Source organism: Synechocystis sp. IPPAS B-1465 (genome assembly GCF_003015225.1).
Taxonomy (GTDB): Bacteria; Cyanobacteriota; Cyanobacteriia; order Cyanobacteriales; family Microcystaceae; genus Synechocystis.
The window spans coordinates 1,163,418-1,186,310 of the sequence record NZ_CP028094.1; the positions used below are offsets into that span (position 1 = coordinate 1,163,418).

General features: G+C 46.3%; 17 protein-coding genes. 6 read left to right on the forward strand and 11 right to left on the reverse strand.

The genetic code is table 11. The features are described 5' to 3' along the window. Positions 1–3: 3 nt before the first annotated feature. From murQ to psbH, 5 genes are all read right to left on the reverse strand, one after another. Complete coding sequence (gene murQ, locus C7I86_RS05470) at positions 4–921, reverse strand: N-acetylmuramic acid 6-phosphate etherase (RefSeq protein ID WP_010872255.1); 918 nt, start codon at positions 919–921, stop codon at positions 4–6. 157 nt (positions 922–1,078) lie between these two features. Next, entirely contained in the window at positions 1,079–1,600 is a 522-nt protein-coding gene (locus C7I86_RS05475) for a DUF3110 domain-containing protein (RefSeq protein WP_010872256.1), read from the reverse strand. 69 nt (positions 1,601–1,669) lie between these two features. Further along, positions 1,670–2,656: a cytochrome f gene (gene petA / locus C7I86_RS05480; protein WP_010872257.1), complete on the reverse strand. Its 987-nt coding sequence runs from the start codon at positions 2,654–2,656 to the stop codon at positions 1,670–1,672. A gap of 112 nt (positions 2,657–2,768) precedes the next feature. Continuing rightward, positions 2,769–3,311 (reverse strand): cytochrome b6-f complex iron-sulfur subunit, encoded by a 543-nt coding sequence (gene petC, locus C7I86_RS05485; protein WP_020861638.1) that lies wholly within the window; start codon positions 3,309–3,311, stop codon positions 2,769–2,771. Positions 3,312–3,635: 324 nt separating this feature from the next. Further along, positions 3,636–3,830, reverse strand: a complete 195-nt coding sequence (psbH, locus tag C7I86_RS05490; protein ID WP_010872259.1) for a photosystem II reaction center phosphoprotein PsbH — start codon at positions 3,828–3,830, stop codon at positions 3,636–3,638. 85 nt (positions 3,831–3,915) lie between these two features. On the opposite strand from psbH, the gene psbN reads away from it, so the two are divergent. Then, on the forward strand, positions 3,916–4,047 hold the full coding sequence (psbN, locus tag C7I86_RS05495) for a photosystem II reaction center protein PsbN (RefSeq protein ID WP_010872260.1): 132 nt from the start codon (positions 3,916–3,918) through the stop codon (positions 4,045–4,047). Between the two features lie 45 nt (positions 4,048–4,092). Here psbN and C7I86_RS05500 read toward each other — a convergent pair whose 3' ends face one another. The 3 genes from C7I86_RS05500 to C7I86_RS05510 form a co-directional block, all read right to left on the reverse strand. After that, entirely contained in the window at positions 4,093–4,362 is a 270-nt protein-coding gene (locus C7I86_RS05500; RefSeq protein ID WP_010872261.1) for a YciI family protein, read from the reverse strand. 181 nt (positions 4,363–4,543) lie between these two features. Next, positions 4,544–5,533, reverse strand: coding sequence for a WD40 repeat domain-containing protein (locus C7I86_RS05505; RefSeq protein ID WP_020861640.1), 990 nt, complete (start codon positions 5,531–5,533; stop codon positions 4,544–4,546). 127 nt (positions 5,534–5,660) lie between these two features. After that, on the reverse strand, positions 5,661–6,770 hold the full coding sequence (locus C7I86_RS05510) for a TRAP transporter substrate-binding protein (RefSeq protein WP_010872263.1): 1,110 nt from the start codon (positions 6,768–6,770) through the stop codon (positions 5,661–5,663). Positions 6,771–7,153: 383 nt separating this feature from the next. Between C7I86_RS05510 and C7I86_RS19385 the strand changes: the two genes are divergently transcribed. Beyond that, positions 7,154–16,204: a Calx-beta domain-containing protein gene (locus C7I86_RS19385; RefSeq protein WP_010872264.1), complete on the forward strand. Its 9,051-nt coding sequence runs from the start codon at positions 7,154–7,156 to the stop codon at positions 16,202–16,204. A gap of 304 nt (positions 16,205–16,508) precedes the next feature. Here C7I86_RS19385 and C7I86_RS05520 read toward each other — a convergent pair whose 3' ends face one another. Beyond that, positions 16,509–17,249 (reverse strand): SDR family oxidoreductase, encoded by a 741-nt coding sequence (locus C7I86_RS05520; protein WP_020861641.1) that lies wholly within the window; start codon positions 17,247–17,249, stop codon positions 16,509–16,511. A gap of 403 nt (positions 17,250–17,652) precedes the next feature. On the opposite strand from C7I86_RS05520, the gene C7I86_RS05525 reads away from it, so the two are divergent. The 4 genes from C7I86_RS05525 to C7I86_RS05540 all read left to right on the forward strand — a co-directional run bounded on the left by C7I86_RS05525 (position 17,653) and on the right by C7I86_RS05540 (position 21,247). Then, positions 17,653–18,192, forward strand: coding sequence for a heme-binding protein (locus tag C7I86_RS05525; protein WP_231848051.1), 540 nt, complete (start codon positions 17,653–17,655; stop codon positions 18,190–18,192). Between the two features lie 106 nt (positions 18,193–18,298). Continuing rightward, positions 18,299–19,168, forward strand: a complete 870-nt coding sequence (locus C7I86_RS05530; protein WP_010872267.1) for a hypothetical protein — start codon at positions 18,299–18,301, stop codon at positions 19,166–19,168. A gap of 79 nt (positions 19,169–19,247) precedes the next feature. Further along, positions 19,248–20,228: a WD40 repeat domain-containing protein gene (locus C7I86_RS05535; RefSeq protein WP_010872268.1), complete on the forward strand. Its 981-nt coding sequence runs from the start codon at positions 19,248–19,250 to the stop codon at positions 20,226–20,228. A gap of 14 nt (positions 20,229–20,242) precedes the next feature. Further along, positions 20,243–21,247, forward strand: a complete 1,005-nt coding sequence (locus C7I86_RS05540; RefSeq protein ID WP_010872269.1) for a WD40 repeat domain-containing protein — start codon at positions 20,243–20,245, stop codon at positions 21,245–21,247. A gap of 46 nt (positions 21,248–21,293) precedes the next feature. Here the strand turns inward: C7I86_RS05540 and C7I86_RS05545 are convergent, their stop codons facing one another. Beyond that, entirely contained in the window at positions 21,294–21,821 is a 528-nt protein-coding gene (locus C7I86_RS05545) for a heme-binding protein (protein WP_010872270.1), read from the reverse strand. A 61-nt stretch (positions 21,822–21,882) separates the two neighbouring features. Then, a complete protein-coding gene (locus tag C7I86_RS05550; protein WP_010872271.1) occupies positions 21,883–22,890 on the reverse strand; it encodes a polysaccharide deacetylase family protein in 1,008 nt (335 codons plus the stop codon). Positions 22,891–22,893 lie beyond the last annotated feature (3 nt).

The following is a 22,893-nucleotide window of genomic DNA, read 5'->3' on the forward strand; positions in this document are numbered from 1 at the left end:
AGATTAGGGAGCAGCATCCATGGCCTGGCGTAAATTTCCCCCATGGCGATCGAGTTGAGCCTGGGCAGATTCTGCACTTAAACCAGACCAGTGCATTAACAAAGCTAACTTAACCCGTTGGCCACTGGCGACCAGTAATTCAGCCGCTTCCTCTCGGTTTAAATCGGTTAAATCTCGCAAAATTCTAATGGCTCGGTCTTCCAGTTTGCGATTAGTTACCGCCACATCCACCATACGATTGCCGTAAACTTTGCCCAACTTGACCATGGCTCCAGTAGACAGGATGTTCAAGGCCATTTTGGTCACTGTGCCCGCTTTTAAGCGGGTGGAACCGGCCAAAATTTCTGGCCCGGTTAAAAGTCTAATATTCACGTCTGCTTGGCAAGGAGCTTGGCTTTCCGGTACACAAGCAATAAAAATCGTTTTCGTCCCCCGGGCCCTGGCCGCATCTAACGCTCCATGGACATAGGGAGTCGTACCCCCGGCCGTAATTCCCACCACCACGTCCAACTGGGTAATGCGATGGTCGGCGATCGCCTGGGCCCCATCTGCCGCAATATCTTCTAAACCTTCTGAACTGCGGAGTAACGCACTGGCTCCCCCGGCTAAAATTCCCTGCACTAACTCCGATGGTGTACAAAAAGTGGGGGGACATTCCACCGCATCCAACACCCCCAACCGGCCACTGGTACCTGCGCCAATGTAGAAAAGTCTCCCCCCTTTAGCCAAAGCATCACTAATAATTTCAATGGCCGCCGCTAAATCTTCCCTCGCCCCGGCGATCGCCGTCACTGTCAGTTGATCCTGTTGGTTAAATAAATCTACCAATTCCAGGCTGGACAACTGGTCCAAATTTTGACTTTGGGGATTGGTCTGCTCTGTTAATAAATGACCGCGCTCTTCTAAGATTTCCATAGGCATGGGGGATGGGAGAAAGATGATCGGGGAAAGAAAAAACAAATTAGAGATTAAACAAAATCAACCAAACCAAATTTAGTCAATTAACTGGGACTAAGCTTTAAAATTATGGTTAGTAAAAGGGTTAGTTAAAACCAGAAAGGACATGTCCACAATTTTTCTACAACAACCCCTCCAAACGACGGCGAATATTTTCTAGTTCAGCATCGGAAAATTCGTTGTCTGGCTTTTCTTCTCCCTCGCCTTGGTCAGTGTTTTGGGCTTCCCGGGCCGCCTGCAAAACCCCATCCGGGTCCCATTCCGGTTCCGCCACATTTTTTTCCGGAGGAATGGCCAGCATGCCTTCCGCCACAACCTCGCAGTCATAGCCAGCTTCTTGACAAAATTCTTCAATGTCCCGGGAATCCATGGCTTCAATGGAGGGGGGCGGGAAATCCTGGGCCTCTAAAAGCAGGGCATAACGGGTGGCATCGTCCTCGGAAGTGAACATCAAAATTTTATTGCGTCCCCCCATTTGTACGGTGTGGATGCCTTCATTATCCGTACCTGCGTTGAATAAAAGAACGTAAACACGCATAGAGTCAGCAAAATCTAAAAGTTGTCTATTCCTACCAGCATATCGAGCTAGGGCAGTTCTGCAAAAATCAATGGGGCCACCGACGACATAACTCAAGCTGAGCATTCTTCGATGGCCCCCAGGGGAGAACCTAGGCTCCGCCCCTATGACGGGATAATCCGGTGGAGAAATGAACTAGAAATTAAGTTCGGCAGCTTGAACTTTTTCAATCTGTTTTTTCTTCAACACCAACAGAATTTGGGAGAGCATAATCCCCGCCAAGAAGAGTACAAGGAATTTAATGCGGGTGGGATTTTGCAGCACTACTTCCGTATCTTTCTGGCCAAAACCGCCCACATTGGGATTATTGGTCAAAAATTCCCCAGCTTCCACAGTTTGACCGGCACTGACAATCAATTCGGGGCCGGCGGGAATGTCCACGGTTTCTGTACCGTCGGCAGTGGTGAGGATCAGTTGGTAACCACCAGCTTCAAGGGCGTTAACTTCTGAAATGGTGCCAGCGTTGGGGGCTTTAAAGGCATTGTTATTGCTCAGCAAACCAGTGGGATAAATTTGTCCACGGCCCCGGTTGGCCCCCAGGTGGACAGCGAATTTACCGTAGTTAATGCTTTTATCCTTGGCAGGATCGGGGGATAGCACGGGGAAAACGATTTCCTGATACTGCTCACCGGGCAGGGGGCCAACAATGACCACATTTTCCATGTCTTCCCGGTAGGGCTGGAAGTAGGTGCCGCCAACTTTTTCTTTAAGTCCCTCGGACAGGCGATCGGGGGGAGCAATTTTGAACCCTTCGGGCAACATCAACACGGCTCCAACGTTTAAGCCACCCTTGGAACCATCTCCTAGTACCTGCTGACTATCGAGATCATAGGGAATTTTGACTACTGCTTCAAACACGGTGTCTGGCAAAACTGCCTGGGGAATTTCCACTTCTGCCGCTTTCTGGGCGAGGTGGCAGTTAGCACAAACAATACGGCCAGTGGCTTCCCGGGGGGTCAAAGGCGCTGTTTCCTGGGCCCAAAAGGGATAGGCAGAGGCGGCCTGGGGCAGACCAAGGTCGGTGATCAAAAAGACGCTGACTGTGGCGATCGCCAACACCGTGAAGCGGCGCAGAGCAACCATGGTTTTCGTCCACAGCCCCAAAGTATCAGGGTTTCTCATCGTTAAGTTGAACGGATTAGGTTTAGGTGAACAGTAGGGGAAAAAGACCAGTCTCAGACAATTACACAAAATTACAACAGTGTTGCTTACTCAACGGATAGCAAAGCTAAACCTAAGCCCACCAGGGATCTTCGTCGGTGCGGAAATCGGTTTCGGTCCAGGTGCTGAGCACTAATTTGTCGTCGTCGGTAACGGTAGCGTGGGCCAAAGCCAAAGAGAGGGGAGCCGGGCCACGGACCACTTTACCTTCAGCGTTGTACTGGGAGCCGTGACAAGGGCACATAAATTTGTTTTCGCTGGCATTCCAGGGCACTACACAGCCCAAATGGGTACACACCGCATTAATACCATAGTTGGCGATCGTGTCATCCCCCTGGACTACAATATAGGTCGGGTCGCCCTTCAACCCCTGGGCCAACACCCGATCGCCAGCGTTATGGGAAGCCAAAAATTCCGTCACCTTAACATCATTACCAAGGGCATCTTTGGCCGTTACACCACCGCCCGAACCACCACTGGAGGGGGGGATCAAATATTTTACTGCTGGATAGAGGGCCCCGGCCGCCACCCCAGTGATCGTACCGAAGGTCAATAAGTTCATAAACTGACGCCGACCCAAATCGGGGACATCAGGGGAGCCAGAAATCTGTGTCATAATGAACCGTCTAAATTTAAGGATTTTTACTAACATTCACCGGAGAAACCCCGGCAACATCGTTACAGAGAGGCAGGCCGGCTAAGTTACCGCTACCCCGGGGATTTGCAATAAAAAATGTAACAAGTCCTGTTCGATTATGACAGAAAACGCGCCAGCCCATCTAGACAAGGCTTTGGGCGATATTCCCTGACTAGCCAATGACAGTTTGTGGCCCCCTATGCTCCATAAGACAAAAAAATCCCGGCGGGGCGGGATCTAAAGAAAGTTAACCAAAATTAAGTTGGGATTAAATTGGGTCAGGAATATGTCAACAACCCCCCATTAACCAGCCCAGTCCACGCTAAAGCCTTCGAGAATCAGAGAAGAGTTATAAATCTGCAAAATAATCAGTAAGAAAACCAGAAAAAGAGCCATAAATACCCCCATGACAGGAGTGGTGCCCCAGCCCGGTACGACCTTACCGTATTCCGAGTTGAGGGGTCTGAGGATATCTCCTAACCGAGTGCGCTGTGCCATAGACTTCCCGTAAAAATGACTAAATGAGTTTTTGTAATGTTCTGTAATAATATAAGACAACAGAAACAACTATCAATCTTACCCCATGGAATCCGCAACAGTTCTTAGCATTACTTTTGCTGTCATTCTCATCGCCATCACTGGTCTGGCTGTGTACACTTCCTTTGGCCCTCCGTCCGCTGAGTTGGGTGATCCCTTCGATGACCACGAAGACTAAGCAGACCAGTCCGTCAGGGTCTTTAATTTAAACACTAGTTCGCTGTTAAAAAGCCTGAATCCACTCTTTGACTTCATACTCTGTCCAGATGCCGTTTTGCCAGTAAGGATCTCCTTGCACCAACTTTTCCACCGTGTCCTGGTCTGGCGCGTCGTAAATTGCAAAAACCTGCCGTAAATCTTTGGTAGGTCCAATGGTAACCAACACACCACTTTCCTTTTGGACCTTCAGTCCATCTAGGTGTGCTTGACGGTGGGGGGCTCTTTTTTCTTCCACGTTGTCACAATAGGTTCCCCAAAGCACATACTTAGCCACTGGTTACACACTCCTTTCTCAGCAACAGATACATAAAAGTTACCTAAGAATTCTAAATCATAACGGAGGGAGGTTTCCCTTCTTGGCCAGCTATCGTCATTAATCATGGCTTGGGAGTTTCCCAAAATAATTTTGGGCAAGCACTAGACCGCATTGCACATTGAGACGGCAGTTGCCTTACCTAATTGGAGCCGGCCAATTTTCCTTGGTAAATCATGCCAGTGGCATCGGCGGCAACCACTGTCTGGTCATCGGTGAAAATGACAGCGTTAATACCTGTAGTAGAAATTTTATGTTCTTCGACGATTTTTCCCGTGGTTAAGGAAATAATTTTAACAAAGCCTTGATCATCGGCGATCGCCACTAAATTTTCAGAGTTAATATCCAAAGCGTTCAGCCATGAGTTTACTTTTGCAAGGGTTTTATGGGCACCGGTGGCTAAATCTAGCTCTACTAACTCTCCGGTAAAGTAACCAATTAGTAGCTTGGCGCCATCGGGAGTAAATTTGAAAGTGTTGATGCGGCTGTTAATTGTTTTAAAGGTGCTAGGTTCAACGGGGTTACGGGCTGTATCATGATCAATATTAAAAATAGCAATTTCCCCCGTATCGTAACTAACAGCAACTTTGCCAACTTCTGGATTGGAGGTGTGGGTAAAAGCTAGATTTCTAGCAACACCAATAGATTGGTAAAGCTTGAAGGTGTTAACCTCCGGGGGGGAAAGACTGATTAATCGTGAAATGGTCACTGAGCCATCATCAGAAGATGATAATAGATAATCTTGGAGAATTAATGAATCTGTTACCGCCGCTTTATGGAGGGGAATATCAAAATTTTCCTGGGAGTTATGCAAAACACTGCTTCCAGTGTAGATAGAAGAAATAAGGAAAGGGATCGAGCCAAATTCCCCATACCTAGCCCGAAAAAAACGTTTACAGTTTTTAAGAAATAAATTATTTTTCTGATCTTGGTTTAAATTAGCATCGAGAAAAATCAAGTTGCAATTATAAAAGCCAATGGCTAGCTGTTTTGACTCTGGATCTTGGGCAATGGAAGCCGCAGCTCCATACTGACTAAGATCAATTTTTTTAACCACAAAAGGTTGTTCTTGACCCCAGACTCTTCCTTGCTGGGGAGTCAACCATAGACCAGTTAAGAGAAACGCAACCAACAGCAAACGCTTCAATTGATTGTTTTTAGAATGGAAAAAATAATTTTTAAACCTAAATATATGCTTCATACCTTGATTTTAACCAGGGAATAGTTAATATAAATTAGCCGTGAAGTTGTTGAAAATTTCAAGCAAACTTGATACCAGTTTTCTCTTCTAGCTTATTTTTGATCAGAGATTGAGCTTGGGAATTTAATTGACTATATATAAACCGATAAACTTCAATTAGCTTTTGCGGAGCTTGGGATAAATTAGGTTTAGTTTGCACCATGCCTAATTTACCAATTAATTGTTGGTAAGCTTGCTGGTTGTATTCTTCCTGAGCTCTGATTTGTTTGGCCTGATAAACCGGCAGAAGTTCCTTGATTACCGCCTGAACAGTAGGGGAAAGACTCTCCCAAAAACTGGTGTTGAAAAACGTGTTATAACCAGACCAAGCATGGTTAGTCATGTTTAAATATTTGGTTACCTCATATAATTTAAAACCTAATGCTACAGATGAAGGATTTTCCTGGGCCTCCACTGTGCCATTTTCTAAAGCGCGAAAGACTTGATTCATGGTGATTTTTTCGGGAACAGCTCCTAGAGCTTCCATGGTCATTGCCATGTCATTGGAAGGAGGAATCCTGATCTTTAACCCTTGAAAATCTTCTAGTTTATAAATTGGCTTACTGGCAATGGAAGTGACAATTCTCATGCCGTTGTTAAACGTGCCATTCCGTAAATAAGTTAAATTATATTGGGCTACCGAGCCATTAAGAGCTTCCGCAAAGAGGGACTGATTAATAATTTCAAAAACGTCTTGGGCTGATTGATAAAGGAGGGGAATATTTTGCACACCAATGACATCGGGAGCTACTTTGTCGATGATGGGCCCAGCAACGCTGACAATTTCAAAACGTCCTCCGGTAATGAACTGTACTGCTTGGGGATCGCCAGCGGGAATGGAAGCGTCGTGGGGAATGGGGGAAACAAAAAGTTCTCCCTCCGTTTGCTTAAATACTTCTAGCCACAGTTCTTCTAGGGCTTTATGGAGAGGGCTAGTGTCGGGTTGATTATGAAGATGGAAAGCTCGAATTTTTGCTTGGCTATAATACTCCCCATACTTACCAGGCAGAGGCAAAATTTTGTTTAAAATTTCCTGGGGAATGCCCTCGGCTAATAGTTTTGGTGCGGCGATCGCCAGAAGGGAACTGGCCCCTGCCAAAGCGAGAAAATTTCTCCGTGAATGTTTCATAACTGATATTCCCCATTATTTAGCTCTGAATTATAAGGCGTAATTTTCTAGTCAAAGCTGACCTCGACCACATTTTTGGCAAAGCTTCCATAATGCCTGGGTGATGGAATAGGCGGCGGCTTTGGAAGCAGAAAGGGAAATTACTGGGAAAAACCCTACAAATGAAGGGTTTAGCTTCCTAGAAATTGCTGCTTAAATCTTGGAATGTAGCATCGGCACAGAAGATGGTTAAGCAATGGTTATGAGACTTTCCTAAAGAATAATGATAATTTATCTACGGCTCTGGATAATTTTCTCGAAGACCTCCACCTCCCGGTCATAGACATAAGTACTTTCTACTTTGTTCAACATCCTGTTTTTCCTCTGTCTTACATAAGGTATTTATGGCTGCCTCTACCCAGACTCCGGCGATCGCCGTTGACTCGAACGGTTTTACACATTTAGTTTGGAACCAAAATAACGTCATTTACCACGCCTACTACGACCCTTCTGTCGGGCGGTGGCGGGAATCTGCTCCGATCGCCAATAGTGTCAGTGCCAAAGAACTTAAAATTACCACAGGAGTACGAAGCCAAGGGGAAGAAACAGGAAGTTCCGTAGAGGGGATTTTTATTTCTTGGATCGAAGGAGAAGGAAATAACAGCGATATTCATGGCGCTAGCGGCATTCTCAATAGCCTAGGGCAATATAACTGGGGCCAAACATTCAAGCTCACCGATGACGCAGTGAGTGATGAAAATATGCGGTTGCAGACCACTGCCGACGGTAATCTGCTCCTAATCACCGAAAAAATTGACTTAGATGATCCCCAAGCTGACAGAGATTTATACAGCCAAGTCATAGACCTCAGAAACCGAGAAACACTCCATAACACCCTCACCCAGGTCAAGCCTCTCAATCCCAGTAATTTTATTGCTCCCAATGCTTCCCCCACCTTGGCCCTCGGAGATGGAGATATACAAGTTCCAGGAACTTTTTTAATCACGAAAGAAAACAAAAAAGAGTATCAACTTCCTTTATCTTTTTTTAACGGCAAATTGGAATTCAAAAATGCCCTTGCCCTAGGGGGGGGGATCAACTTTACGAACCTGATTAATTCGGGTGATCCAGGGCTATCTGCTTTTTTGCAACTGCAGGATGAACTGTCCGGGGCACTGAGCTTCGGTAAAAACAAGGTTTCCCTCAAAGGTCGTCTACAGGGGAAACTCCAACTAGATTTTTTACTTAACGGGGATGGCAATACTTTTTCTGCATCCGATGCCCTGAGGCTCAGGGGAGAATACGAACGTAATTTATTACCAGGGAAAACCACCTATGACATTGGTTTTTCTGTAGGTGGAGTTCCGATTTCTCTCCTCGATGCTGAAGTTCAGTTGGGATTGCTTTTTGATTTGGCTTTTACGCTCAAACAAAAATGGAGTACAGATTTTGATCTTACCCCCCAAGCCCTAGTCACGGGGGGATCAACCCTAGCTGAAACTCAGACAGAAAATACAACTGTTGAATATTGGTATTCCTTGGTGCGGGCTGATGGCACTCCGGCCCAGCCTGGAGATGACCCCAGCCAACTCTACTGGCTAATCAATTCGGACCAAGCCGCAGACAATTTGCTTGCGCCGCCCCCTGGTTTAGAAGCTCCAAGTCCAGCGGAATTAGCACTGATTCCCGGCGTGGAAAACACTGGTCTTCTTAGCTTTGGCACTGGATTATCAGGCAAATTAAAGCTGGCCTTGCTTGGCTTTACGGCTTTTGATTTTGAAAGCAAGCTAGAGATCCTGGCAAACTTTGAAGTTTTCCCTAACGTCGGATTTGATAGCTTAGAAGAAACACTCGCACTAGGGCTAAATCTTTTTGGTAAAAAATGGTCCACAACCCTCAAAGTTGAGCAAAACTTCGATAATCCCAGCTTGATTGCAGAAAATTTGTCGACTACCCTCAATGCCGATGATTTGCTAGTTGGCATTAACCCTGATTTTATCCAAGGAAGTACTGCGATCTATGCGGGCAATCCCCTTGATGGCACTAGTGTTGGTTCTAATCTGACCGATGACACCTCCCCCAGTATTCTTGTAGCGAGTGATGGCAATCTTTATGCTACCTGGGTGAAAAATACCCATAATGAAAGTCTGTCCCAGGTGTTACTGGCGAAATCCACCGATGGCGGCAATACCTGGAGCAATCCTTTAGTGATTCCCAACAGTGCCGGCATGAACTTTAACCCGGTCATCGGCACAACGGTAACGGGGCAACTATTGGTGGTTTGGAGTAATGCCAGTCCTGATATTTTTAATCCCGATGGAAGCGTTAACCGGCCTGAGTTTGTTGAATCCCTTGCGGCCAGTACGTTGTTCTATTCAACCTCCAATGATAATGGCGCTACTTGGAGCGATGCCATACCCATTAACCCAGACATTAAAACTCCCCAGGCTTTGACCCTAACTCAACTGGCGAATGGCGCATTACTTCTATCCTGGGTCGTAGCGGATACCCTGATACCAGATACCGGACTATATACCAATGGCGGTGACACTAAGAATGATGTACTTTACAGTTCTTTTTGGAATGGAACAAGCTGGAGTAATGCTCAAATCGTAGCTAGCGGTGACCTGCGTTTATTAGAAACGCCCGTATCTGCAACGGTGGGCGGCGAAGCGACAATATTCTGGACAGAGGTGAATCCTGCTGCCGATGATGGCATAAGTATTTTTTATAGTAGCTATAATCAGCAATTTGCCCAGTGGACTCCTGCGGTTCTATTTGCGCCGGATTTATCAAACCTCACCACTTTCCAAACCGTGGCGGAGGCGATCGAAATTAGCAACAGCATCAGCAATCAAACAGTTAATTCTGCTTTTGATCAGCCAACCCACAACAGTGTTGTGGCGGAAAGTGATTTGCGCTTAGTAATTCCCCACAACAATAGTCAAGGCTCCAGTCAACTCCAAGTTTCACCTATTCGGGTAAAAGAAACCGATGGCGAAGCTGTTTTGCTTGTGCGTCGCACCGGGAATATTCAAGAAGCGGTGAGCTTTAATTATCGTACTGTAGATGGTTCTGCCACAGCGGGGGCTGATTATGTAGCCCAGGCTGGAACCCTGACCTTTGCTCCAGGGGAAGTTTTCAAGGAGATTCGGATTGCAATCCTAGATGATGACATTACCGAACGCCGGGCAGAAAAATTTCGGGTGGTCATCACTAGTGACCATGAAGGTGCTCACCTCCGCCTAGATGGTTTGCGTTTGGGGAATACCAGATTAGAACTCGTTGCAACGGTAACAACCATTGAGGATGAGCCAACCAGCCTATCTGAAATTGACAGTGGTTTCATCTTAAATGCAGATCCCCTAGCCCAAGCTGGTATGGCGATCGCCCCAGGGGGAGATATAAATAGTGATGGCACGGATGATTTCTTGGTAGGCGCACCGGCCAAAAATGGGGGCAATGGTGCCGTCTATGTGGTCTATGGTAATCCGACCATTGGCATTCGGGATCAAGGTCTATCCTTGGATAGTCTTGATGGTACTAATGGGGTCATTATCCAGGGAGCGAGTCAAAGCCTATTGGGAACGGCCATGGCGACGGCGGATTTAGACAGTGACGGGTTGAGTGATCTGGTGTTGGGAGCTCCTCAAAATTCAGTGCAAAATTCTGCGGGTAAAGTTTATATTCTGCGGGGTAGCAACGTCGAGGGTCAAAGCACTATTGATTTATCTACGGCTTCTAGTTTAGTTTTGGAGTCCAATCAAGCCGGTAATGCGGCGGGCTTTAAAACGGCGATCGCCGACGTGACAGGGGACGGTCTAGCAGATGTGATTATCAGTGCCCCTGCCATTAATACCATTTATGTAGTATTTGGGTCGGCCATTAAAAATGCCCTGAACAGTAACACCCCCTCCCTGAATTTGGACAATCTAGGCAGTGACGGCTTTCTTCTAAATACAGGGATCGGCCAAATCGGAACAGGATTAGGCGTGGCTGACATCAATGGCGATGGTGTCTTTGATCTATTATTGGGGGCACCCCAGGCCAATCCGGTAGATTATTCTGGTAGCGAAGATGCGGATAGTAAGCCTCTAGCCTATGGCGGTCAGGTCTATGTTGCCTTTGGTGGCACCGGTTTAAATGGTTCTTTGAACCTAGGTCAACTCAATGGCAGTAATGGTCTGATTCTCAATGGGCAAGCTTTTTATAACCAGTCCAACCTGGGGGGAGGCACCCCCTCTGACCCGAATTTACAGCCGGACTTCACTATTGCAGATAACGCTGGCACCAACGTGGTCAATGCGGGCGACATCAATAATGACGGTTTCGATGACTTTATTATCAGCGCCGCCAACTCTGCCGCCAATGGCATTAATGGCTTAGGGCGAGCCTATGTGGTTTTTGGCAAGGCTTCGGGATGGAATAGTGCGATTAATTTGCAAAATCTCGATGGCACCAATGGATTTATCATCAACGGTATTTACGATACAACCCAAAATTTGGGGGGTAATGCAGGGTACTGGATTTCCGCTGTCGGGGATATCAATAACGACTTTTTTGATGACTTTATTATCAGCGCGCCAACCTTAGGAACCAATGGGCCTAACAGTGCCACCGGCCAAAGTTATCTTATTTTAGGTACAAGTCAATGGGCTAATTTCCTCAATCAAGGGGTACTGGAATTATCCGACGTCAATACTCTTAATAGTCGGGTCTTTTTGTTTAACAATCCTAACTCCGGTACTCAATTGGGCTTAGGCCTGGGGTCTATTGGGGATGTGAATGGAGATGGTTCCCCCGATATGGCGATCGCCACGCCTCAGATCTATCCAGGAGTCGAGACTAGCCAAATTTACGTTGCCTACGGACACCCTTGGGTCGGAGCGGGCGGCAGTATTGATGTCACCAAATTGCGGAGTGATAACGGTTTTGTCTTCCAGCCCGTCACTAAGAATGAAATTGGAACGGTGCAGTTAGGGGCGGATATTAACAACGACGGCTATGTTGATACCCTAATTGCGGATGCGGGCTTTAATGGTGCTGGGGGGAAAATTGTTTACCTTTTCTTTGGCAGTGACCCGGCTCAACCCAGCACTTTTGTCGATAGTGTAGCGATTACGATCGCCAGCAATGATGGTCTGATTTTAGGTCAGCAAACCCTCGACTACGGCGACTTCAACAACGATGGCATTACTGATTTTGTCGTTTCCCGCAGTGGCGCCTTAGGGCAAAGCTACGCAACCATTATTTTGGGTAGCGAAGATTCCTCCATCTGGTCAAGCATTAACCCCGATACCGGCATTGACATCAATAATTTACTTGCAAGTAATGGTGGTGTTAATATCACCGTTCCTAACGTTCCTAACCAAGGCGCACTGGTGAATCTAGCCTCCGGTGACTTTAACGGGGATGGTATAGATGATGTTTTACTTAGCAGCGCAAACCTCAACCCAGTCATTGTTTTTGGCAAAGAAACCTGGAGCAGTGGAGTAACTAGCAATGTCAATGTTTTAAATGAGTCTTTACCCATCCAAATTGAAGCGGGTAAACCAATTACAGCAGTCAATTCCCTGGGGGATGTTAATGGTGATGGCTACGAGGATTTTGGCTTGATTGGCATTGATGAGGTTAATGAAAACCTTTATGGTTACGTCATTTTTGGCAAAAACAATTTAGCCTCCAATTCCTCCCTCAATTTAGCAACCCTCAATGGCAGTAATGGCTTTAAGTTAACCTCTCCAAGCATTTCTAGCATATCTGAGCAGGGAGGAGTGGGCAGTATTAGCTTGGCAGGAGATCTCAACGGTGATGGCTTTGGAGACTTCATTGTCGGCCTGACGAATGATCTTAACTTTGGTAAGAATGGCGCAGCCTATGTTGTCTTTGGAGGCCGTAACCTTGGCTCCAGCGGCTCTTTCAACCTCAGCAACTTAAATGGTGGCAACGGCTTCACCATCCAGCAGGCTCCTGGCTCAGAAGACCTCGTAGGTTATAGTATCGCTGGCGGCGGAGATATCAATGGGGATGGTTATGATGACTTGCTGGTTAGTGCCCCTAGCGCAGGAGTTGGGAACCCAGATGGGACAAATAATGGTGATACAGAAGGAACTATTTATACTCTATTTGGTAGTTCTATTCTCGGTGTTGGTGGCACGGTGGATCTGTCCAATTTAAATGGCAGTAATGGATTTGAGACCGTTGGTGCCCAAGCCTATTCCTTTGCGGGTTCCTTTGTGGGGGGATTAAGTGATGTCAATGGGGACGGCTACGCCGATCTTGGCATTGGGGCCCAGGGTGACAACTCCCAAGGAGTTTCAGGGTTGGCCTACAACGTCTTTGGTGGGGACTTTACCCAGAATGTCACCTACGTTGGCACTATTGACAACGACATTTTTTCGGCAACTTCCCTCGCAACCTCATCCGCTCCCCATATTATGAATGGGGGTCAGGGTAACGATATTTTGCAGAGCGCAGGTGTAAATGTTTCCGCCGGGGGACGAGTCGTGATGAATGGAGGCCAAGGCAATGACTTGCTATCCATCGGGAGTCTCAATTTTGAACGCTTGGACGGGGGTAGTGGTAAAGATATTTTGCAACTCAATAGTTACATTCTGTCTTCCAACAACCTTGACCTCACCGATACCACAATCGGCAGTCGGATCCGAGGTATTGAAGTCATTGACCTAGGAATTAACAATCGGGTCACGTTGAACGTAGAAACCCTCACAGCCTTATCTGATACCACCAACACTTTTACGGTTTTGGGTCATAACTCCTTTATCGTCGCCAGTGACTTCCAGAATTGGACAAAATCAGGGACTGTGACAGAACAAGGTGTAACTTATGACCAGTACATAAATAAGGGAACTAAGCTCTTAATTCAACAAAGCAATAATCTATTTGAGTCCACCGCTGTTTCCTCTGTGGCGGTCTATGGTACAGAAAACGGTGAAACCCTCGTGCCAGGTATTTTTCCCGGATTTGTCGGCAAAGATAATATCATTTTTGCCCTAGGGGGAGATGACTTAGTCGATCTGAGTCTGGCCCAGGGCAACAATCAAGTTTATGGTGGTCCAGGTAACGATCGCCTTATTGCAGGACAAAATGATTCTCTGTTCGGGGGTTTAGGAAACGACATCCTTGATACCTCGGGCGATCGGGGAACTAATAACCTAAATGGTGGAGATGGAGATGATACTTTCTTCCTGGGACAGGGAGACAAGGCCTTCGGTAACGATGGTAATGATCGCTTCTTCATGCGGGGCAGTGGTCGAAACTTGATCAGCGGTGGAGCCGGAGCGGATCATTTTTGGATTGCGGATATTGACTTTACCAATTCTTTTAATGCGATTCTGGACTTTGAGCTAGGTATTGATACCATTGGGCTTAAGGGTTTAGCTTCCCGTCAAGACGATCTCAAGCTCATTCAGTATGGCACTGATGTTTTAATTGCCCTAGGGGATGAATATCTGGCTCGGGTAACAGGTGTCCTGCGTCCCTTCCTAGAAGTTGTTAGTGATGGCATAGACCTATTTGTTCAAGGTGCCCAAGATGTATCTCCCATTGTCGTTAGCAATACAAATGACTCGGGAGCCGGTTCCCTTCGGCAAGCCATTATTGATGCAGGCGCTAATGCCAGCCCCGATACGATTGATATGACTGGTATCGCCGCTGGCACCATTATTTTGAATAGTCCTTTACCCACTCTCAATAACCGTAATGATATTACCTTTGTAACTCTAGGAGCCTTTGGTACTCCAACGATAAAGTTTAATAACCCCTCGGCTTTCAACAATATTTTCACCCTTGAAGGGGTCGCAGTTAATCTTTCCTACATGAACTTGCAGAATGGCTATGCCAAAGGCGGCGATGGGGTAAGTGGCGGCGGCGGTGGTGCCGGGGCTGGTGGCGCCCTAACTATCCTCCAAGGTAGTACTGTCATTATTGATAATGTGAGCTTTGACAGCAATCGAGCCGTGGGCGGCAATGGAACAGCCGGGGCCCGTGGTGGTGGTGGTGAGATTTTTGGAACCCCGGATGATCGTCCTTCTGCCGGGGGAGGGGGCGGAAATTTTAACGCCTCTGGTAATGCCAACAATGGCGGTGCCGCAGGGTCTGTTGGTGATGATAAAGCTGGGGGAACTGGGGGAACTGGGGGAACTGGAGGTTTCGGGATCGGTGGCGGTGGCGGTGGTGGCGGTGGCGGTAGTTCAAGTGGTAGTCCATTTGATTTTACTCCCAGAAATGGAGGAAGTGGCGGCCCTGGTGGTGCTGGTGGCTTTGGTGCCGGTGGTGGTGCTGGTGGCGGTGGCGGTGGTTCTTCAGGACAAAATCCTGGTGATGATAAGAGAGGTGGCTTTGGTGGTTCTGGAGGGTCCGGAGGTGGCAATCCCATCGGTGGGAATGGTAGTGTAGGGTCTCAAGGGGGCGCTGGTAATACAGTTGAAGGAGGTAGTCCCGGAAATGGGGGTAGTGGCGGCGGCGGTGCTGGTTTAGGCGGTGCGCTCTTTATTAACCAGGCCACGGTTACCATCACTAATTCCCAGTTCAGTGGCAACACAACCCAAGGAGGAACTGGGGGAAATTCCGGTCAAGCATTGGGCGGAGCCATTTTTATTACCGACAATTCCTTCGTGACTGGTGCGGGTCTGACATTCAGCAATAATTCTGCTCCCAGTAGTCCCGGCGGTAGTTTTAGCAATGCCTATGGCCAGTTCCAAAACAATAATGATGTCTATGGCACCATTGATTCCCTTTCCAATGCTTCAACGAACCTATTCCTGGTTCCTCCCCTTACTCCCGAGGTGCAAAACGAGATAAGCGTCGTTGCTAAAGACAATCTTTTCTTTGTGCAATTGCCTGACGGCAGTGAAGTCAGTCTTCTTTACGAGGATCAGCCCTTTGTAAGTGGCAGTTTTGGAAATTGGCAAATCCTCGAAGCAGAAACAATTAATGGTGTTAATAACGTGCTTTGGCAGAATCCTGATATTGATGAAATTGGGGTTTGGAACGCCGATAGTAACTGGAACTGGATTTCGTCCGAAACTTGGCCTACCAATTCTTTCAACACTTTGGAAGCAGAAATTAATTTCCAGATTGATTTAAACGGCGATGAACTCCTTGGCGATCGCCTTACAAATATTGAAAGCAAAGGTAACACTAGTTTTCTCGAAGGTATCTTTGGTAATTATTATGTTCAAACTGGGGATGATTTAACGGCACCAATCAAATATCTGGGTGAAGTATTTGAAAACAATTTTGGTGACTGGCAGGGCCTAGCAGCGGAGACAGTTAATGGTATTAACCAGGTACTTTGGCAAAACCTTGAAACTAGTGAAATTGGTGTTTGGAGCACCGATAGCAACTGGAATTGGCTGTCATCAGACGTTTTCGCCGCTGGCTCTCTCCAAGCCCTAGAGCAACAGTTAATTTTTGCCGTAGATGTTAACTGAGTTATTAAAGCTTCCGGGAAGAGGTGATCAACTGACAAACTCATCACTTTCTGAAGCCGAGGAGCTCTGCGACCCCGAGTCCTTTTTAGGTAATCATGGACGACCTTCGGCATTATTCACATTTACCACGGCAAGACCTTAATATGGTGCGAGTCCCCCGCCTTGAGCGCCCTGGGCAAGCCCCTTCAAAAAGTCGTTTATCGCCAGAAGGGAACTGGCCCCTGCCAAAGCGAAAAAATTTCTCCGTGAATGTTTCATAACTGATATTCCCCATCATTTAGCTCTGAATTATAAAGTCTAATTTTCAATCAAAGCTGACCTCAATCACATTTTTGCCAAAGCTTTGATAGGCATCGCCCATTCCTTTCGCCATGGTGTCGTTGGGAAAAACGTGAAACTCGCCAGATTGTAGTGCAGCAATAATAGCTTCCGCCACTAGGGTGGGGGATTCGGCAATATCAGCCCGGCCAGAAGCATGGGTCATTTCGGTGGCGATGGGGCCAGGATGGACGCTCTGAACCAGAGTGCCTTGTCCAGCCAGAACTTCCCGCAATGCCTGGGTAATGGAATAGGCTGCGGCTTTGGAAGCAGAATAAGTAGCAACATTGCAGAATGACTTGAGGGAAACTACTGAGTTGAGTTGCACAAAAGCTCCCCCTCCATTGGCTTTGAGCACTGGAGCAAAGGCTTGGGCCATGGAGATCAACCCATACACATTGGTCTCCATTTCAAATTTCAAGCAGGCGATCGCCTCTTCGGCCAGGGGATTTGCAACTTTTTGCACCCCGGCATTATTGACCACAATTTCCACATCTGTGGCGGTTTGGGCAGCGGCGGCAATGGATTCTGGGTCTGCTAGATCGATCAAAATAGGGACTATTTTATTGCCATATTTGTCCACTAAGAAAGCGGCGCTTTCCAACTTTCTGACGGCGGCGTACACTTTTGCGGCCCCATGCTCCAAAAAAGACTCCACCAGTACTTTGCCTATCCCCCGATTGGCACCAGTAACCAGAACTGTTTTGTTGCTAATATCGATGGCCATGGGCATGTCTCCGGGAATATCAGTTAAAACATTACAACGATTAGCCTAATTAAGTCCCCAAAATTTAGATACGTTTCGTAAACTAAGTACAAATTATGTAAGTGGAGTTAGATTTTGGTTTAAAATTGCCTGGAGTATCTGCCAAAACATAAGTTCAAGCTGGCGATCGCCATTGGGCAATGGGTTCTAATAGGTTCTAGCCAAAGCAAGAAATTTTTCATTTAAGCAACTCAATTAGTGATACAGATCGTTGAATTGCCAAAAAATAAGTATGATTAATCTTAATGATTAGATTCCCGTCGTAGTTTACCCTGTTGCGGCGGCACAAAATCAATTTTTTAAAAGTCTTAACTATGAGTAAAATTAGGATTATTTCACTAACTAGAGGCAAATTTCTGTGAAAGTGAGCAAACGTTTTTTCCAGCCTTGTTTAGTGTTGGGGATTTCCCTTGGTTTATCTTTAGCCCTTGTTCCTGACGCCCTAGCCCTAAAAACCTATTATCAATTGCCCATAAGCCTAGCAGTAGAAGCGGCCATGGAAGCGGTCAATACCTGTCAACAGGATGGTTATAACGTCACCGCCACGGTGGTCAATCGAGAAGGTTTAGTACAAGCTGTAATTCGGGGAGATGACGCCACCCCCCACACCATCGAAAATAGTTTTTATAAAGCCTTTACTTTGATTACCCTGGGCCCCATCACTGGGCAAGATTCCACTGGGGCGATCGCCCAAAAGATGACCCCAGCTCCTTTGCCTGTGGGTTCTGTGCCCTTGGCTCCCAATCCTATTACTGGTCTTAGTTTTAGCACCGGCGGCTCAGCCATTAAAGTGGGAGACCAATTAGTGGCGGCGATCGGCGTTTCTGGTTCACCCAATGGTAATTTAGACCAAACCTGTGGTCTGAAAGGTATTGAAAAAATTAAATCCCGTTTAGTGCCTTAAACTTTTACCCTTGTCCATGGTTGGTAACCCTTAAGCTTTTTTTACGGAAGACGATCAAGCGAAATATAAAGAAAAGTATCTCACTAAAGCCATCGAAATATTTTCCATGAAACAGGTTAATTTTTTAGCTGGATTTTTGTCTAATTCCCTTATTACTTTAGTTATTATCTTTGTTGTCACTGTTGCCACCGTTACCACCTTACAAACAGCTAAAGCCGTTGCAACTTTAGATAATCAAAATATCTATACACCATCGGCGAGCAATATTCGAGGCATTCAGGAACGAATTGTTTATGATTTTCCCGATACGGGTTTGAAATTAACCATGCCCAGATTTCTTAAAGATCCTGTGGCTTTCGAAACTCCAGGCAAAGACGTATTAATTATGTTGAGAACACCGGCTGATACCTGTGGCTTGTATCAAATGGCGGAGGCTATCTTAACCCCTAATGCTGGTCCGCCGCCCCATTTTCATTACGCTTCCGATGAGTGGTTTTTTTCTACGGAACCATCCCAAGTTCGGCTTTATAGTTCTCAGGAATTTCAGGCCCCGTTACAAGTCGGTCAAATTCCTGGGATTAATGTTGACCCCATTAAAGTTGGTTCCGTTCTCGAAGATCAAGGGGAAATAATTTTTTCTCCTAGGGGGATGGTGCATTATTTTCGTAATGAAACTCCGGGGAAAGCGGAAGTCCGGGGTTTTTATAATGTTTGGGCTCCTGGCTATGGCATTTCCGAACGATTTGAAGGAATTGATAACCTTGATGGATCCAACAGCAACCAGTCCATCCCCTTGGCACAGAAAGAGTTTTTACAAACAGCCCTTTGGGGAATTCCCCACGATATCACCGGCGGCTTTGTGGGAACTAAGGATTATTACAATGAGCGGGGTTCTGTTTTTATTCATCCCGATAACATCGAGGAACTCCAAGCCCTGTTCGACCAGGGGGAAGCTTGCTATCCCAATGAAGGATAAATTGAATTTAATCTCTACATAATTAGACTTTTTTTCAAAAAAATATTTCAGTTTTTATTCTCAATTCAGGATTTTTTAAATGCGTATTTTTCCTGTATTTTTACTAACTTTCAGCCTTTTTTTAATCAAGGAAGAAATAGTTACAGCAGAAGTTAAAGTTTCTGCGCCGGTGGTTAATCAATCTGGCATTAAGCTAAATCTTGAGCGACAATTTACGGGGTCTGATGTGGCTATTAACCGTATCCATTTTAGTCCCGACGGACAATTTTTACTAACGGCGGCCGCAGATGGCGTGGGCACTTTATGGACTAAAGAAGGGGAAATGCTGGGGCAACTACAGGGTCAAAAGCCCCCCATGTTCAATGCTCGTCTTTCCCCCGATCGCCAAATTTTAATCACCACTGGCTATGACGGTACCATTCGCTTGTGGAATTTGCAGGGGGAGCTACTGGAGGAACAACAGCCCCATCGAGCAGCGGTGGCCGATGCCATATTTAGTCCCGACAGTCAAATTATTGTCACCTGTTCTGATGATGGCCAAACTAAAATTTTTACCCGCCAAGGTCAAGAAATAGCTAGTGTTTTAAAATCAGGTACAGCTCGAAATTTGGCGTACCATCCCCAGGGACTTTTAATTGCTAGTGTTTCCGATAGCGGTTCCCTCCATTTAATTAATCCCAACGGCAAAATTGAACGGGAAATTTCCACAGGCCAAGGGCGAATTAATAATGTTAACTTTAGTCCGAATGGTGAACAATTATTAACTTCAGGCATTAATGGTTCTGCCAAGTTATGGAATTTAGCAGGGGAATTAATCCATGAATATAAAGTTGTGCCCACCGGTTGGGTTAACAGTGCCCAGTTCTATCCTAAAGGTGAATGGCTAGCCACCGCCAGTGACGACGGTACGATTAGATTTTGGCAAAAAGATGGTCAATTAATTTATGAATTACCGTTGGTTAATGCCCGCTTAACTAGCTTGAGTTTTTCTCCCGATGGCAAGCAGTTAGCGGCCACCAGCAGTCAGGGACAGGTTTGGGTTTTTAATTTATCTTATTAAGGATTAATAGCAAGATGAAACATAAATTTCTAGTTAGTTTTTTACTGGGATTAACCATTAGTTTCGCGGGCGCCCAGGTTATTGCTAAAACGCCCTCGGTTAATAACGCCCCTGTAGCGCGGAGTGTAAACCAATCCCCCATTCAGCTAGAAGTTATTAAAAGTTACCAGGGTCATACGCTCAAAGGGGAAGCAATTATTCAAATTCATTACAGTCAAGATGGCAATTATTTGCTCTCTACTGCCACCGATGGTTTGGCTAAACTTTGGACAGCGGATGGAGAATTGGTGCGGGAATTTGCTGGTAAGCCTGTAGCTATGATTTTTAACGGTGCCTTTAGCAGGGACGGGAAAGCCATTATTACCGCTGGCTACAACGGTGTTGCCCGTATTTGGGATGTGCAGGGCAATGTATTGGGGGAAATTCTAGGCCACACTTCTGCTGTTACCGATGTAGTTTTCTTGAGTGATGATATGGGGGTAGTCACCAGTTCCGATGACGGCACTATTGAAGGTTGGTCAAACATTAAAGAACCACTGTTTACTGTAACTCGTCCTGGGGTGAGTCGTAATATGGACTTTAATGCCCAGACAAACTTGATTGCTGTCACCCAAGATATTGGCGAAATTACGTTACTAAATCCCGCTGGAAAAGTTGTAAGAATTATCGAAACCGATCAAGGTCGCCTCAATGATGTCGATTTTAGTCAAGATGGTAAGTTGTTAGTTACAGCTGGTTTTGATGGCACAGCTCGGGTGTTTAATCTTGATGGCCAAGAAATATTAAAAATTGATGTGCTTGATGATGGGTGGGTTACTGGGGTTGCCATCAACCAAGACAATTTAATTGCCACCGTTTCCGACGATGGCATTTTAAGAGTGTGGAATTTACAGGGACAATTATTGGGGCAATATAACCCCAATTTAGAAAGATTGGGCAGTGTATCTTTCCATCCCAACGGCAAAAATTTGGCGATCGCCGCTTACCACGGCACCATTATTTTGCTGGAGTTGCAATAAATAGGAAGAAGACTGATATTTTTGCCCGATTCTTAACTATTTTCACTTAACGTAAATCTGGCAGAACAGCATCCCGACCTTTAATGGCACAACCTTCGTCCACCATCCCAATGGGAGTGCCGGAAACCCCCAAGCCTCCCACCACTTTGCCCTGGGAAATCAAGGTCACTCCGCCGGGAAAAAGGGTGATGCCCGTGAGGGGATCGGCAGGCATGGGCCATGTGCCCACTCCCTGGGCTCCCTTTGCTTGCATTGACGCCAAAATACCAGAAGTCCTGTCCAAATTATGATTGGTAGCTAGGGTAACGGCGGAATAGGCTTTATTGAATGAAGTTTGCACCGTATGCACAAGGGCCCCATCGCTACGAATGACCACCAACACATTACCTTCGGGATTGACGACGGTGGCCGTAACCCCATAACCTTCCTGACGACAAGCGGCGATCGCCGACTGGGCCGCTTTAATGGCAATTTCCGCAGGTAAAACGGGGGTTTCTTCTAGGGCCAAAGCTGGTAGAGCTAAACCCGTTAAAGCAATGGTAGTTAATAGCGGAGTAAAAGTAAATTTGAGCATGGTGAAATTCCTTGTTTGACAACAAAATTGCTGGGATATTTTAGGCTAATTATTCTGTTAATTAACTGGTGGCACTAGGGACAAAATTAGGCACATTGGGATAAACATTTTGAATATCTTCCCGAATGGTATTGGGGTCATTTAATGCAAAGTTGGCAATGTCAATTTTTTTCATAAACGCCACCCCTGGTTTTGCCATCACATACTTAAGAAAATCTTCAAATACATAAACATGCTCCGGCCGTTGCAGGCGATCGTGCATTGTTACCGCCATCATCCGTCGTCGATAGGCAGCTTCCTCATAAAGGCGATCGAAAGAGTTTTTCAACTCGGTTAAGTACTGGCCAGAGGAAAAGAAGCGGGCCTCATAAGCACGAATATCATTCAGATAAACGGCGTAGGGCACCACCATGATAGATTTGCCGTTGTTGAGGTTAACAATGAAAGGTTCATCCCGGCTGACATCATCAATGTGATAAACAAAACCCAATTCATTCAGTACAGTAAGAATATTGACAGAACCCCGTAAACCCGGGGCATTGTAGCCCACTGCCCGCTGTCCTGTAACTTTTAGGATTATGTCCACATTACGTTGAATAAAGTCCCTTTCCTGGGGCGCGGTCATATTAAATTCATTGTCCCAATCCCAACCATGGGCCGCCGCTTCATGGCCCCGTTGGACAATTTCCTTGGCCCGGTCTGGATACATTTCCACCGTGCGCCCAGACATGTGGGAAGTGATTTTAATTTTGTACTTATCTAGTAAATCGAGAATACGGGGAACCCCTTCCGTATAGCCATAGCGGTACCAAGTAATGGTGGGCATATCGTAGTAATCCGGCGGCGGGGTAAAGTTTCCAAAGGGAGTAGGAGCACCTTTGGCCGGCTGACTGCCTGTTTCAAACATTAAAGACAGGGAAATAGGCAAACGGATATTGTCGGGCCAAAATTTACCGCCCCTATTGCTAGATTGTTGCGCCAACAGTGGCTTATTGCCCATCAAAGCGTAACTGGCGATCGCCCCGGCTCCGGTGGCCAGGCCATATTTAAACAGATCTCTTCTTTGCATAAT